At 68.5% G+C, this 13,574-nt stretch carries 14 protein-coding genes and 1 pseudogene; 8 read left to right on the top strand and 7 right to left on the bottom strand.

The window, feature by feature from the left end:
- Positions 1-25: 25 nt before the first annotated feature.
- Genes ABZV44_RS21820 through ABZV44_RS21800 form a run of 5 tightly spaced genes read right to left on the bottom strand, consistent with a single transcriptional unit; the run spans position 26 to position 4,065 of the window.
- Entirely contained in the window at positions 26-1,294 is a 1,269-nt protein-coding gene (locus ABZV44_RS21820; RefSeq protein WP_354839007.1) for a hypothetical protein, read from the bottom strand.
- Positions 1,291-1,809 carry a nuclear transport factor 2 family protein gene (locus tag ABZV44_RS21815; protein WP_354839119.1) on the bottom strand — a complete coding sequence of 173 codons (519 nt, stop codon included), beginning with the start codon at positions 1,807-1,809 and terminating at the stop codon, positions 1,291-1,293. The genes ABZV44_RS21820 and ABZV44_RS21815 overlap by 4 nt, the downstream gene beginning before the upstream one ends.
- Positions 1,810-1,865: 56 nt before the next feature.
- Positions 1,866-2,069: a ferredoxin gene (locus ABZV44_RS21810; RefSeq protein WP_354839004.1), complete on the bottom strand. Its 204-nt coding sequence runs from the start codon at positions 2,067-2,069 to the stop codon at positions 1,866-1,868.
- Positions 2,069-2,860 carry an SDR family oxidoreductase gene (locus tag ABZV44_RS21805; RefSeq protein WP_354839001.1) on the bottom strand — a complete coding sequence of 264 codons (792 nt, stop codon included), beginning with the start codon at positions 2,858-2,860 and terminating at the stop codon, positions 2,069-2,071. Before ABZV44_RS21805 ends, ABZV44_RS21810 begins: the two co-directional genes overlap by 1 nt.
- Positions 2,857-4,065 (bottom strand): cytochrome P450, encoded by a 1,209-nt coding sequence (locus ABZV44_RS21800; protein ID WP_354838998.1) that lies wholly within the window; start codon positions 4,063-4,065, stop codon positions 2,857-2,859. Before ABZV44_RS21800 ends, ABZV44_RS21805 begins: the two co-directional genes overlap by 4 nt.
- 233 nt (positions 4,066-4,298) lie before the next feature.
- Between ABZV44_RS21800 and ABZV44_RS21795 the strand changes: the two genes are divergently transcribed.
- From ABZV44_RS21795 to ABZV44_RS21770, 6 genes are read left to right on the top strand one after another with little or no spacing between them, the layout of a single operon-like run.
- On the top strand, positions 4,299-5,771 hold the full coding sequence (locus ABZV44_RS21795) for an aldehyde dehydrogenase (RefSeq protein ID WP_354838995.1): 1,473 nt from the start codon (positions 4,299-4,301) through the stop codon (positions 5,769-5,771).
- Positions 5,772-5,782: 11 nt separating this feature from the next.
- Positions 5,783-6,535, top strand: coding sequence for an SDR family oxidoreductase (locus tag ABZV44_RS21790; protein WP_354838992.1), 753 nt, complete (start codon positions 5,783-5,785; stop codon positions 6,533-6,535).
- Entirely contained in the window at positions 6,532-7,416 is an 885-nt protein-coding gene (locus ABZV44_RS21785; RefSeq protein ID WP_354838989.1) for an NAD(P)-dependent oxidoreductase, read from the top strand. The genes ABZV44_RS21790 and ABZV44_RS21785 overlap by 4 nt, the downstream gene beginning before the upstream one ends.
- Positions 7,413-7,790 (top strand): carboxymuconolactone decarboxylase family protein, encoded by a 378-nt coding sequence (locus tag ABZV44_RS21780; RefSeq protein ID WP_354838986.1) that lies wholly within the window; start codon positions 7,413-7,415, stop codon positions 7,788-7,790. Before ABZV44_RS21785 ends, ABZV44_RS21780 begins: the two co-directional genes overlap by 4 nt.
- Positions 7,791-7,820: 30 nt before the next feature.
- Positions 7,821-9,293 carry an FAD-dependent oxidoreductase gene (locus tag ABZV44_RS21775; protein WP_354838984.1) on the top strand — a complete coding sequence of 491 codons (1,473 nt, stop codon included), beginning with the start codon at positions 7,821-7,823 and terminating at the stop codon, positions 9,291-9,293.
- 15 nt (positions 9,294-9,308) lie between these two features.
- Positions 9,309-10,175 (top strand): LLM class F420-dependent oxidoreductase, encoded by an 867-nt coding sequence (locus ABZV44_RS21770; protein ID WP_354838981.1) that lies wholly within the window; start codon positions 9,309-9,311, stop codon positions 10,173-10,175.
- A 346-nt stretch (positions 10,176-10,521) separates the two neighbouring features.
- Here ABZV44_RS21770 and ABZV44_RS21765 read toward each other — a convergent pair whose 3' ends face one another.
- Together ABZV44_RS21765 and ABZV44_RS21760 are read right to left on the bottom strand one after the other, a co-directional pair.
- On the bottom strand, positions 10,522-11,979 hold the full coding sequence (locus ABZV44_RS21765) for a DUF222 domain-containing protein (RefSeq protein ID WP_354838978.1): 1,458 nt from the start codon (positions 11,977-11,979) through the stop codon (positions 10,522-10,524).
- Between the two features lie 100 nt (positions 11,980-12,079).
- Entirely contained in the window at positions 12,080-12,523 is a 444-nt protein-coding gene (locus tag ABZV44_RS21760; protein ID WP_354838975.1) for a hypothetical protein, read from the bottom strand.
- Positions 12,524-12,642: 119 nt separating this feature from the next.
- On the opposite strand from ABZV44_RS21760, the gene ABZV44_RS21755 reads away from it, so the two are divergent.
- Together ABZV44_RS21755 and ABZV44_RS21750 are read left to right on the top strand one after the other, a co-directional pair.
- Complete coding sequence (locus ABZV44_RS21755; RefSeq protein ID WP_354839116.1) at positions 12,643-13,206, top strand: helix-turn-helix domain-containing protein; 564 nt, start codon at positions 12,643-12,645, stop codon at positions 13,204-13,206.
- A gap of 34 nt (positions 13,207-13,240) precedes the next feature.
- A pseudogene (locus tag ABZV44_RS21750) lies at positions 13,241-13,570 on the top strand (cytochrome P450); the annotation flags it as partial.
- Between the last annotated feature and the right edge of the window lie 4 nt (positions 13,571-13,574).

The raw sequence follows: 13,574 nt of genomic DNA, 5'->3' as shown, positions 1-13,574 counted from the left end.
GGCCGTATCTCCTGGTGTGTTCCGGCTACAGGACGGTGAGCGGCAGCGGGATGCCCCGGTCGGTGAAGGTGAAGGCGGCCCCGGAGCTGAACCGGGTGATGGCGACCTCGTCGGCCTCGCGGTACGGCAGGTCCGCGCAACCGATTTCGAGGGTGAGGCCGCACTCGTCGACGGAGCGGACCCGGGTGTGGAAACGCGGGTTGACCCCGCGCACCAGTGCGTCGAGCGGGGCCAGGTGCTCGGGGTCGAGCAGGGCGGGCCACGCACCGTCGTCGATCGCGCCGCAGCCGCGGCCGATCCGCAGTTCCACCAGCTGTTCGCCGCCGATGGTCTCGGTGGCGACCTGGATGTCGACGTAGACGGCCGGATTGAAGGCGGGATGCAGCCGCAGCACCTTGGCCAGCGCCGCCGCGTCGTCGCCGAGCCCGAGCGCCGTGCGGATGCGCTCGGCGGTGAGGCCGGCGATTCCCGTCCACTGCTTGCGCAGGATATCCAGCGCCACATCGGGTTTCGTCCGGGCCTCGACGGCGGTCCGGTAGCCGAGGGTGAGCAGATGGTGCTGCAGGCACACCTCGTCGGCGATCCGGATGAGCGCGGAGCGGGAGAAGTCCGCGAAGCGCAGATCGCTCAGCAGCGGACCCGAATAGTCGTGCTGTCCCGGATCTTCCGGGTCGATGGGCGCCAATACCGTGGCGGCGGCTTCGGATCCGGCCACCACCTGCGCGTCGTCGGGCGGGACCGGGGGCTCGTGGGCGGGATCGATGGTGACGGTCCACGCGCACACCGGCTTCTTGGGATGTTCCAGCCGATCGGCGGGCTCGCGGGGTGGGCGGTGCACCGGGCGGACCTGCGCGTAGGGGTTGGTGGCGAGTGCGGTCGCGTCGAAGGTGGGGTCTTCGATGTCGTGGCACATGGCGACCACGAACTCGGTGCCCATCGGCTCCACGTCGGCGAGCGCGCCGCAGTGATCCAGGTGGAATTCGCCGTGGTCGTGGTCGATCACCCGGAAGCGGAAGTCCATGAATTGCGGTGGCGCGCCGATATCCAGCTGGAAGCCCTTGAAGATGGCGTCCACGCCGTCGCCGGTGATGTCGAGCGCCCGCCGCATGCGCCGGGTGTAGACCGGGCTGGCCAGCTGCCATTCCTCGATGGCCACCGCCGTCATGCCTTCCCGGCCCAGCGCACCCAGCACGTGCGCCATGCCGGAGCGGTCGATGAGGTGGCCGCACAGCAGCAACTCCGGAACCAGCAGGGCCAGTTCGGATCTGGTCAGGGCTTCGAATCTGCTGTTCACCACAGGGGCACCGGCCCCTTTCCGACGGGGTACCAGCCGGGCAGCGGTTCGCCCGTCATGGCCCGTTCCATGCGCTTGCGCATTCCGGACGATAGCGCGTCGTTCGAGATCATCTCGACGAAAAGCGCGGTCACATTGCCGAAGTCGAAGAAGTCGCGCTGCCAGGACCACCGGTAGTCACCCGCGTAGCGGAACCAGCTGCCGCCGATGCCCTCCGGACTGTAGGGCCGGCCATCCGCCCGCCGGCCCTCGTTGACCTGCTTCCAGAAGCCGATGACGCTGCCGCTGCGCTCGTCGACCACGAATTCCTGATACGGATAGGTCCAGCCCTCCAGGCCGAACATCTCCTGGCCGAGCGCGATGTCACGGATCTCGTCGCGACCGACGGCCATGAACTCCTGCTGCGGGCCGTAGTTCCAGCCGTAGGTGGCGTCCTCGGTGTAGAAGTGCTCGAGCGGCTTCCAATCGCCCTGGGCCTCACACTGTTTGTTCTCGTCCACCCAGCGGCGGATCATCTCGTCGAGTTCGTCGCGGGACCAGCTCACCGCGGCCTCCTTCTGTTCGGGTTGCGCTATTCGGCGGCGCTGTCGTCGACCAGCGACAGCGCCTGGGTCGGGCAGTAGCGGACGGCGGCGCGGGCCGCCTCCAGGTCGGCGCCGGGGTCGGGGCGCAGGATCCGGACCTGGCCCTGTTTGGGCACCTGGAAGAGTTCGGGGGCCTCGTCCTGGCAGACGGCGTGGCCCTGGCAGAGATCGAGATCGACGATCAGTCGCATCAGGAGGCGTCCTTCCTGTCCTGGATCGGCGCTTCCGGCTGCACCTCCACCAGCACCAGGTGGGCGCCGCGCGGGGTGGAGACGACCGCGGTCACGGCCGCCGCGAGATCGGCCGGCCGCAGGAACTGCGGGTGCCGGGCGAAGCCCCATTTCACCCAGTTCTCCAGCAGCGGGCCGACGACTTCCGGGGTGGCCTGCATGCCCATGCCGGTGAGGGTCTGCCCCGGGCGGACGATGGACGAGCGCACCCCGGTGCCCTCCAGCTCCATGCGCAGCTGGGTGGCGAAGGCCTCCACCCCGGTCTTGGCCGCGTTGTACGCGCCCGCGCCGGGACGCACCCGGACCGCGCAGTCGGAGCCGATGACGACGAAGTCGCCGCGCTGCCGTTCGATCATGCCCGGTAGCACCCGGTGCGCCAGGCGCTGCGCGCCGACCAGGTGCACGCGGACCTGGGATTCGAAGACGTCGGGATCCATTTCCCAGGCCTGCCCGAATTCGAGGTCGCCCGCACCGGAGACCAGGATCTCGGTGGGGCCCAGCGCTGCTTCGACGGCGGTCACGAATTCGTGCACCGAATCGGTGTCGGAGACGTCCAGCCGTCCGGCGAACGCCTCACCGCCGGCGGCGCGGATCTTCTCGGCGAGGGTCTCGCAGATCTCCACCCGGCGTGCGCCGAGCGCGACCGGATGCCCCAGGGCGGCAAGGGCTTCCGCCGTGGCGGCGCCGATGCCGGAGGACGCGCCCGCGACCATGGCGGGACGGCGGCCGGGATGTGCGGGGAAACGGGTCATCGACGGACCTCCACGGAGACGGGCAGGTGGGCGAATCCGCGCACATTCACCGAATGCACGCGCCGGCAACCGGATTCACCGATGCCGAAGGCGGGCACGCGAGCCGCGAACTCCCCCAGCACGATCGAGGCCTCCAGCCGGGCCAGGTGCGCACCCAGGCAGAAATGCACGCCGCGGCCGAAGCTGATCAGCCCGCTCTTGTCGGCGCGTTCGATGTCGTAGCGGTCCGGGTCGTGGAAGACGGCGGCGTCGCGATTGGCGGAACCGACGAGCAGCAGCACCTTGGCGCCCCGCGGAATCGTCTGCCCGTAGTACTCGAGATCCTCGGCGGCGGTGCGGGCCAGAATCTGGCTCGACGCGTCGTAACGCAGCGTCTCGTCCACCCAGTCCGCCACGAGTTCCGGATGGGCGGCGACCTTGGCATACTCGCCGGGATTGTGGCCCGCCCAATACAGCGCATTGCCCAGCAGTTTCGTGGTGGTCTCGTTCCCGGCGACCACCATGAGGAACATGAATCCGAGGATCTCCTCGTCGGTGAGCCGGTCCCCGTCGGCCTCGGCGTCGAGCAGGGCCGAGGTCAGATCGTCGGTGCGCTGCCGCTTCCGGGCCTCCAGCATCTCGTGGTAGTAGCCCGCCAGCTGCAGGGCGGCCTCCATGGCCGCGACCGGCACATCCAGCACGCCCTCCTCGCGATGCACCAGCAGGTCCGCGAGCCTGCGCAGTTCGGTGCGATCGGATTCGGGGACGCCCAGCAGTTCGGAGATGACGTCCATCGGGACCTGTCCCGCCACCGCGTCGATCCAGTCGAAATCGCCTCCGGCCAGCGCGGGTTCGAGATAGCGCCGGGTGATGTCGCGGATGCGATCGCTCATCTCGGTGACCCGGCGCGGCGTGAAGCCCTGGTAGACCAGTTTGCGCAGGCGCAGGTGCCGCGGATCGTCCATGGCCAGGAAGGACATGGTCCGCCAGGCGTGCGGACCCCAGGCGGCGGGGTCCAGGGAGACGCCGTTGGTGCTGGAGAGCCGGATGTTGTCACGGAACCCGGCGGTCACGTCGGCGTGCCGGGACAGTGCCCAGAAGTCCAGGTCGGGGTGGTGGTACACCGGCGCCTCGGTGCGCAACCGCTGGTACACGGGGTAGGGGTCCTCGTGGATGCGGTAGTCGTAGGGGTCGAACAGCAGCGGCTCTAGGGAGGCTGCGGTCATGGTGTCTGCACCTCGTCTTCGATAACGCGTTCATCGGAGCCGATGAACGTTTTCCAGCAACGGAGACACGTAGCTGGACATGTGTCTGTACGGTACTAGCGACGGGATCGCCTGACAACGGAATCCCGCGAACCAAATCGGCAAAGTCCGCGCAAACTGAAACAGGTTCTTGCGCGTATCCGAGCCACGAACCTATAGTCCGTACACGTGTCCGGACAGCATGGGAGCTACCTATGAGCCCGAGCGATCTCGTCCCCGACGGCGGTTCGCACCTGCTGATCGGCGGCAAGCTGACGCCCGGCGGCGGCGGTGTGTTCACCACCGCCAACCCCGCCACCGGGGAAACCCTCGGCTACGCCGCCAATGCCGACGCCGCCGATATGGACGCGGCCATCGCCGCCGCCCGTACCGCCTTCGACACCACCGACTGGTCGCGCGATCCGGGATTTCGCGCGACCTGCCTGCGGCAGCTGCGGGACGCGCTGCGCGGGCACCTCGAGGAACTACGCGAGATCACCATCGCCGAGGCCGGCGCACCCCGCATGCTGACCAGCGGGCCGCAGCTGGAGGGCCCGGTCGGCGATCTCGGGTACTTCGCCGGCCTCGCCGAGAACTACGCGTGGGAAACCGATCTCGGCATCGCCTCACCCATGGGAATCAAGAGTGCGCGGCGGGTGCGCCGCGAACCCATCGGCGTCGTCGGGGCGATCACGCCCTGGAATTTCCCGCACCAGATCAACTTCGCCAAGCTGGGCCCGGCGCTCGCGGCGGGAACCACGGTGGTGCTCAAGCCCGCGCCCGATACACCGTGGTGCGCGGCAGCCGTGGGACGGATCATCGCCGAGGAGACCGATATTCCAGCCGGGGTGGTCAATATCGTCACCTCCGACGACCACGGGCTGGGCGCCCAGCTGGTCACCGATCCGCGGGTGGACATGATCTCGTTCACCGGGTCGACCCAGACCGGCCGGGCCGTCATGGCCGCTGCGGCAACGTCTTTGAAGAAGGTGTTCCTGGAGCTGGGCGGGAAATCGGCGTTCATCGTGCTGGACGACGCGGATATCACCGCGGCGGTCAGCTACGCGGCGTTCGGGGTGTGCGTGCACGCCGGGCAGGGCTGTGCGATCAGCACCCGCCTGCTGGTGCCGCGTGCACTGCACGATCAGGCGGTCGAAGCGGCCGCGCGCACCCTGGCCGGGATCAAGCCCGGGGATCCGTCGAAACCCGGAACCGTCTGCGGCCCCGTCATTTCCGAGCGGCAGCTGGCACGCGTCGAACGCTATCTCGAGATCGCGCGCGCCGAGGGCGGCACCATCGTCACCGGCGGCAGACGCCCCGAGCGCGCCGGCGGCTGGTACATCGAACCGACCCTGATCACGGGGCTGCCCAACAGCTCCACCGTGGCACAGGAGGAGATCTTCGGGCCCGTCCTCATCGTCATCCCGCACGACGGTGACGCGGATGCCGTCCGCATCGCCAACGACTCCCCCTACGGCCTGTCCGGCTCGGTCTGGGGACGCGATCCCGAGCGGCTGCGCGCGGTCGTGGAGGGCGTGCGCACCGGGACGCTCAGCGTCAACGGCGGCATCTGGTATTCGGCCGACGCGCCCTTCGGCGGCTACAAGCAGTCCGGCATCGGCCGGGAAATGGGCGTCCTCGGCTTCGAGGAATACACCGAAACCAAACTCATCGCGACCGGTGTCTGAGGAGAACTGACATGAACCGATTCACCGACAGGTCGATCATCGTCACCGGCGCCGCGCGCGGCATCGGCGCCGCCTACGCACGGGCGCTGGCCGCCGAGGGCGCGAAAGTGGTTGTCGCCGACCTCAACAGCGAACTGGGCGAGACCGTCGCCAAGGAGATCACCGCCGCCGGCGGCGTCGCGGTCTTCGCGCAGGTCGACGTGGCCGATCCGGCCTCCGCCAAAGCGGTCGCCGACTTCACCGTCGCCGAGTTCGGCGGCATCGATCACCTGGTCAACAATGCCGCCATCTACGGCGACATGAAGCTGGACATCCTGCTCACCGTGCCGTGGGACTACTACAAGAAGTTCATGGCCGTGAATCTCGATGGGGCGCTGAACATGACGCGCGCGGTGTACCAGCACATCGCGGCCAAGGGTGGCGGGTCGATCGTCAATCAGTCGTCCACCGCGGCCTGGACCTACTCCGGGTTCTACGGATTGGCCAAGGCGGGCATCAACAGCCTGACCCAGCAGCTGGCACACGAGCTGGGGCACTCCAAGATTCGGGTCAACGCCATCGCACCCGGGCCCACCGACACCGAGGCCACCCGCAGCATCGTGCCGGACCAGTTCGTGGATCAGCTGGTGAAGCAGATGGCGCTCGAGCGGCTCGGCACCACCGAGGACATGGTCGGGGCGTGCCTGTACCTGCTGTCCGACGATGCCGCCTGGGTGACCGGGCAGGTGCTCAATGTCGATGGGGGGCAGGTCTTCCGGCCATGAGTGCGAACCAGGAAATCTCGGTCGGGTTCATCGGACTCGGCAATATGGGCGCGCCGATGGCGCAGCGCCTGGTCGGCTGGCCGGGCGGGCTGGTGGTGTGCGACATGCGGCCGGACGCGGTGCAGCCGTTCACCGACGCGGGCGCGACGGCCGCCGCCACCGCCGCCGAGGTGGCACAGCGCTGCGGCGTCGTCTCGGTCGTGGTCCTCGACGACGACCAGGTGCGCTCGGTCGTGACCGGCCCCGACGGGCTGTTGCAGACCGCGAAACCGGGCACCGTCATCGCCGTGCACTCCACCATCTCCGATCGCACCGCCGTCGAGCTCGACGCCGAATGCGCCTCGCACGGCGTGGAATTCGTGGACGCGCCGATCAGCGGCGGCGCGCCGGCCGCGCAGCGTGGGGAGCTCGCGGTCATGGTGGGCGGCAGCGCCGCCGCCTTCGAAACGGTGCGGGAACCGTTCGGGCGCTTCGGATCCCTGGTCATCCACGCCGGCGAGGTCGGTGCGGGCACGCGAATGAAGCTGGCACGCAACCTGCTGCACTTCGTCGCCTTCACCGCCGCGTCGGAGGCGCAGCGACTGGCCGAGGCGGGCGGGCTGGACATCGCCGCGCTCGGCAAGGTGGTCCGGCATTCCGACTCGCACACCGGCGGGCCCGGCGCGATCATGCTGCGCAAGACCACCACGCCGGTCGCCGCGGACGATTTCTGGTTCCCGATTCTCGGCCACGTCCGCGACCTCGGCGAGAAGGATCTGGCGCTGGCGCTGGACCTGGCCGGACGGCTGGATGTCGACCTGCCGCTGGCGCGGCGCGCATTGCACGACCTGGGTGACGGGCTCGGCGTGGGGCCCGGAACGATCGCGAAGGAGCAGTCATGACAACGGATCAGAGTCCCTCCGAGCAGCGGCAGCAGGGCCTGAAGAAGATGTCGGAGGTGTACGGGTTCGAGCTGCCGAACCTGGCCGGTGATCCGTTCTTCGAGGTCACCGTCGATCACCTGTTCGCCGACATCTGGAATCGGCCCGGCCTGTCACTGCGCGACCGGCGGCTGCTGCTGCTCGGCGCCATCACGGCGCAGGGACATTCGGAGATCGCGGAGATCCAGGTCGGCGCGGCCCTGCGCAATGGCGAGCTCGACGCCGATCAACTGCGTGAGATCGCGGTGTTCCTGGCCCACTACGTGGGCTGGCCCGCGGCCACCAAACTGGACGGCGTCATTCGCAAGACGCTCGCCAAGGACAAGAAGAAGTAATCCCAACCCGCAGTGAGGAATACAGAGACAATGGCGGAAACCGCAAGCGTCCGACCGCTTCTGGCCAGCGAGGTCGAGACCTGGGATGACCGGGCCGACGTCGTGGTCGTCGGCTTCGGCATCGCCGGGGTGTGCGCGGCCATCGAGGCCGCACGCTCGGGGGCCGATGTCCTGGTGCTGGAACGCACCGGCGGCTGGGGCGGTGCGGCCGCCATGTCCGGCGGCTTCATCTATCTCGGCGGCGGTACCGCGCTGCAGCGGAAACTGGGCTTCGAGGACACCGCCGAGAACATGGAGGCATTCCTCACTGCGGCCCTGGGTCCGGGCGTCGACAAGGCCAAGATCCACGACTACTGCCAGGGCAGTATCGAGCACTTCGATTGGCTGGTCGCCCAGGGTGTTCCGTTCAAGGAGGAATTCTGGGGCGAGCCCGGCTACGAGCCGCCCGGCGACCAGGGCCTGATGTACTCCGGCGGCGAGAACGCCGCGCCGTTCAAGGACTCGATCCCGCCCGCGCCGCGCGGTCACCTGGCCTGGACCAAGGACAAGAAACTGGGCGAGAAGGGCGGCGGCTACATGCTGATGGAGCCCCTCGCCCACAAGGCCGGCGAACTCGGCGTGCGACACGAATACGACGTGCGCCTGCGCCGGCTCATCGTCGACGAGACCGGTCGCGTGGTGGGCGTGGCCGCCACCCGCTACGGCAAGCCGGTACACGTGCGCGCCGAACGCGGCGTGGTCCTGGCCACCGGAAGCTTCGCCTACAACCATGAAATGGTGCAGCGCTACGCGCCCAAGATCTCCGGCCGGCCCACCGCCACCGTCGAGGAGCACGACGGCATCGGCATCCGGGTCGCCCAGGCGCTGGGCGCGGATCTCGCGCACATGGACGCCACCGAGGTGGCGCTGGTGGTGGACCCGCAGGTGGTGGCGCGCGGCATCCTGGTGAACGGGCGCGGGCAGCGCTTCATCACCGAGGACACCTACGCCGGGCGCATGGGTCAGGCCGTGCTGCAGGAACAGGGCAATCAGGCGTACCTGGTGATCGACGAACTCGCGCTGGAGGAGGCGATGGAGAGCAAGTCCTCGCTGTCGTTCCTGCGCACCGCGCCGACCTGGGTGGCCGAGACGGTCGCCGAACTGGAGAGCGAGATGGGCCTGCCGGAGCACACCCTGCAGGCCACCGTCGACCTCTACAACCACCACGCGGAGCAGGGCGAGGATCCGCTGCTGCACAAGAAGACCGAGTGGGTCAAACCCATCCGCACCCCGCTCGGCGCGTACGACCTGCGCGGCTACACCGGCGGCTTCACCCTCGGCGGCCTGCGCACCGATCTGGACTCCCGAGTCCTCCACGTCTCAGGCGAACCCATCCCCGGCCTGTACGCCGCAGGCCGCGTCACCTCCGGCATCTGCGCCGGCGGCTACGCCTCCGGTTGCTCCCTCGGCGACGGCAGCTTCTACGGCCGCCGCGCCGGCGTCTCCGCCGCCAAGCAGCTCTGAAAGGAGCCGTCCCCCATGCGATTCGGCATCGTCCTGTTCACCAGCGACCGCGGCATCACACCCGCGGCCGCCGCCAAGGCCGCCGAGGATCGAGGCTTCGACTCCTTCTTCGTCCCCGAGCACACCCACATCCCCGTCAAACGCGACGCGGCCCACCCCCAGACCGGCACCTCCGAACTCCCCGACGACCGCTACATGCGCACCCTCGACCCATGGGTGGCCCTCGGCACGGCCGCCGCGGTCACCTCCCGCATCGAATTGTCCACCGCGGTAGCGCTGCCCACCGAGAGCGACCCCATCACCCTCGCCAAGACCATCGCCACCCTGGACCACCTCTCCGGCGGCCGCGTCACCCTCGGCGCCGGATTCGGCTGGAACACCGACGAACTCACCGACCACGGCGTACCCGGCAACAAGCGCCGCACCGTGCTGCGCGAATACATCGAAGCCATGCACGCCCTCTGGACCGAGGAAGAAGCCTCCTACTCCGGCGATTTCGTCTCCTTCGGCCCCAGCTGGGCCTGGCCCAAGCCGATCCAATCCCACATCCCCGTCCTCATCGGCGCCGGCGGCACCGAGAAGACCTTCACATGGATCGCCCGCTCCGGCGACGGCTGGATCACCACCCCCTACGAATCCGACGTCTCCGCCGCCACCACCCTGCTGATGAAGCACTGGCAGGAAGCAGGCCGCGAAGGCACCCCCCGCGTGGTGGCCCTCGCCCACAAACCCGACCCCGAAAAACTCTCGGCCTGGGCCGAAGCCGGCGTCACCGACGTCCTCTACGGCCTCCCCGACAAACCCGAATCCGACGTCCTCGCCTATCTAGACCGCCTGGCAGGCAAGCTCACCCCGCTGGGCCTGACCACCCCCACCGCCTGACCCGTCCCACTCGCAGCCAGGAGCAACACCGACCTCCCCGCCCGTAATAGACCGCGGGCGTGGAGGTCGGTTGCGCAATAGAGGAACGCAACGGTTGTCGGAAACTGCGCCACCGGCGAACAGCCGAGCTTTCGGTTCTTTCGGTTTGTTCTGTTTTGTCCTAAAAGGTGATCCGTGCAGTCCGTCGGCCGGGACCGAGGTCACGGCTCTCGAGCCGCGTCAGCGAAAGTCCGGTAGGGCAGGCGACGCAACCACACTTCCAGGTGCATCACCGCGCGAGGAATCCAGTTGCCAGTCATCCACCCTGGTTGTCTTCCCCCGAGTTACCTGGCCTCATGCATCTGAATCACATAGTGACGCGGGAGGTCCCGACGTGTGAACGTACCGCCCGCCGCTGGCCGGGCGTGCAATAGACGTGGACAAGTTCGGTCATGGCGTTGACGACCGGGCCCGGATCGATCAGGGGCCGAATCGGTTCGGCATCCGGAACTCCGGCAGCGGTGACCGGCGGCACCGCCAGCGCCGGGAACAGGAACTTCGCACCCTCCGGGGACGTGATCACCGAACCACCCGAGGGCGTGCGCCATTCGACCTTCCGGTCCGGATGGTGAACGACCTGCCAGCCATTGGCCCCATTGTCGGCGAGTGTCTTCAGGCGATGGTGGCGACGACACCGGCATCCGAGATTGGACTCGACTGTGCGGCCGCCATTTTCGGGGTCCGCGTGATCGAATCGATCCTGATGGTCGAGATCGGTTCCGGCAGGGGGAACTCCGCAGCCCGGTGCGCGGCAACCACCGTCGAGAGCGCGAACTCGCCTGGCCGCTCGGGCCGCAGGGCGGTATCGCAACTCGGAATCAGTGGGCCGTGCCGCGGGTGCGGGTGGCCGAGCGGCCGGGTCGGTGATGATGTCGAAGCGGGCATGCCGTGCGATCTGGCGGGCCAGGTCGGCATCGATCGCACCGAGACCCGCGAGCAGTGCCGGGTTGTCCTGCAGACCGGCCAGCGTCTCCGCCGAAACCCCGACCTGCACAAGGGCTTTGCGCGCCGCAGGAGTCGGCTCGCCCGTATCGGTGCGGGGGCAGTCGGCGCGCCCACATTCGCAGGTGAGGCGACCGCGGCCGTCAGCCAGCGCGACCAAGGCGTCAGCCCGGCGCTGGTTGGTGGTGCGCGGGTCGTTCCCGCAGCACTGGGTGGTCGCCATTTCCCGCAACCGTTCATAGAGCGCCTGCCCACCGGCGGCGGGCAGCACCCCGTCGAGCAGCGCGGTGCCGTCATCGGCCGCGGTGACCTTCACATACCGGTCCGCCTCGGCGGACCTGCGCCGCGCGGCCCGACCCGCCGGATCCGCCTCCAGCAGCCACCGCCGCAGGGTCCGCCGAACCCGCTGCGGCTCAGCCTTCTCCGCATACGCAACAATCCGCGACTCCAGCTCGGCCACCAGATCCTCGGAAGCATTGGCCAGCGTTTCACTGATCGCCCGCACCCGTGGCAGGTCGATCCGCCCATCGGCGAAAGCCTCGCGAGTACCGCTGTATCGGTTGTCCAAGCCCAGACCGAGCGCGATCAGCCCGTCCGCCGACCGCTGCGACACCTTCAGCGCGATCCCGATCTCGGTGGCCGCATCCTCCCCCGCATACAACGCACCGACCCCCAGCTGCAACTGCTGCTCGCGCCGCAGCCGATACAGCTGCGTCATCAACTCGACCTCTTCGGCCTGAGCCGCAGCAATCATCGAGTGCACCACACGGAGTCGCTCCACCACCTGCACGGCAGCGAAGCCCTCACCAGCTGATTCACTCATAGATTCGATCATAATTTCGAATCAGAAGACACGGAAGCAAGATAACCGAGACACGCCTTGAAAATCTCTGGCAAACAATAGGATTCGTGCCGCACGCGGTCTAATTACAGGCGGCGATCCGTTGCAGGATTCGCAGCGCCCCGACCGCAGCGAGCTCGCGGAACTTCCCACCCGCCGCGACTCGGCGATAGAGGGCATCCGCGTCGCGGAGCACGAGCAGCCCGCCACCGGCGATCCAATGAGCCCAGTCGTCGTAGGCGAGCTCCGCGGCGGCATCGGAGCCCGGCTCGGCGATCAGGAGCAGACGCAGCGGCGTACGCCACCCACGAACCTCGCTGCCATAATCACCCGGCGCGGCCTTGTCGGGATTACCCGGCACAGCCTCGTCGGCGTGAGCGGCGACTTCCAGAATGACGCCCTTGCCCGCATAAGCGTGCGCGGCCTCGGCCAATGCGCGAGCCTCGTCGAGCGGCCACGTTCTGTTGATCCGCTCGATCAGTGCCGACATCTCGCGCGCGGTGACCTGGAGCGCGATGCGGTTCATTCGAAAGCCTTTCCGATGCGCCCTCATTCATACGGTTCACGCATACCGCGAGTTGCTCGGCGGGCTCGGCCATAGTAGCATCCGGACACGTGTCTGATCCCCTTTCCGCCCGCCCTGCGGTGAGCATGGAGGCCACTCGCCGGCGACTCACCGAGAAGCAGGCCGATACCGTGGACCGCCTGACCCAGGCGGCCATGGATGTGCTGTCGCGGGAGGGATTCGCCGGGCTCACCGTGCGCATGGTGGCGGCGCAGGCCGGGGTGGGCACGGCCACCGCGTACACGTATTTCTCGTCGAAGGAACACCTGGTCGCGGAGATGTTCTGGCGCCGATTGGCCGCCACCGAGCCGCCCGCCGGCGAGGGCGCCGATTCGACCGCGCGGGTGCTGGCGGTACTGCGGCAGATCGCGCTGCTACTGGCCGACGAGCCGACCCTCGCGGGCGCGGTGACGGCCGCGCTGCTGGGGACCGATCCGGATGTGGCGCATCTGCGGCTGCGGATCGGTGGCGAGATCCGGCGGCGATTGATCGACGCGCTGGGCTCGGACGCCGATCCCGAACTCGTGGAAACACTCGAAATGATCTACGCGGGCGCACTGGTGCGCGCGGGCATGGGCTATGTGTCCTACGCCGAGATCGCCGATCGCATGGAGAAATTCGCGCTGCGCGTGCTGCGGAGCTGAAACCGGTTCGGGGTGCGCGGCCACCGTATCGATCCTGGTGGCCGCGAGTCCCGCTGTCTCCAACCGGATCCCGGAGGACTTCCCGGATCCCTAATGCTTCGACCCGGTCCGCTACCTCGACCCGAACCAGGCGGATCTGGCCAACCGCTGGACCTGGATACCCTTCGGCGCGGGCCGCCACCGCTGCGTCGGCGCGGCCTTCGCGCTGATGCAGCTGGAGGCCATCTTCTCGATCCTGCTGCGGGACTGGGAATTCGAGCTCACGCAGCCATCGGACCGCTACCGCAACGACCATTCCCGGATGGTGATGCGGCTGCAACAGCCGTGCGCGGTGCGGTACCGCCGCCGGGCACGGCCGTCGTAGAGCT

It is taken from the genome of Nocardia sp. NPDC004860 (assembly GCF_040609015.1).
Lineage (GTDB): Bacteria > Actinomycetota > Actinomycetes > Mycobacteriales > Mycobacteriaceae > Nocardia.
Note: the sequence above shows the minus strand (reverse complement) of the source record. Positions and strands in the feature narration are given on the sequence as shown.

Coding starts and splice junctions, on each gene's coding strand:
- ABZV44_RS21815 (WP_354839119.1), bottom strand. CDS start 1,809: ATGATCCGCCGCTGGGTGGACGAGAACAAACAGTGTGAGGCCCAGGGC.
- ABZV44_RS21810 (WP_354839004.1), bottom strand. CDS start 2,069: ATGCGACTGATCGTCGATCTCGATCTCTGCCAGGGCCACGCCGTCTGC.
- ABZV44_RS21805 (WP_354839001.1), bottom strand. CDS start 2,860: ATGACCCGTTTCCCCGCACATCCCGGCCGCCGTCCCGCCATGGTCGCG.
- ABZV44_RS21800 (WP_354838998.1), bottom strand. CDS start 4,065: ATGACCGCAGCCTCCCTAGAGCCGCTGCTGTTCGACCCCTACGACTAC.
- ABZV44_RS21795 (WP_354838995.1), top strand. CDS start 4,299: ATGAGCCCGAGCGATCTCGTCCCCGACGGCGGTTCGCACCTGCTGATC.
- ABZV44_RS21790 (WP_354838992.1), top strand. CDS start 5,783: ATGAACCGATTCACCGACAGGTCGATCATCGTCACCGGCGCCGCGCGC.
- ABZV44_RS21785 (WP_354838989.1), top strand. CDS start 6,532: ATGAGTGCGAACCAGGAAATCTCGGTCGGGTTCATCGGACTCGGCAAT.
- ABZV44_RS21780 (WP_354838986.1), top strand. CDS start 7,413: ATGACAACGGATCAGAGTCCCTCCGAGCAGCGGCAGCAGGGCCTGAAG.
- ABZV44_RS21775 (WP_354838984.1), top strand. CDS start 7,821: ATGGCGGAAACCGCAAGCGTCCGACCGCTTCTGGCCAGCGAGGTCGAG.
- ABZV44_RS21770 (WP_354838981.1), top strand. CDS start 9,309: ATGCGATTCGGCATCGTCCTGTTCACCAGCGACCGCGGCATCACACCC.
- ABZV44_RS21765 (WP_354838978.1), bottom strand. CDS start 11,979: ATGAGTGAATCAGCTGGTGAGGGCTTCGCTGCCGTGCAGGTGGTGGAG.
- ABZV44_RS21760 (WP_354838975.1), bottom strand. CDS start 12,523: ATGAACCGCATCGCGCTCCAGGTCACCGCGCGCGAGATGTCGGCACTG.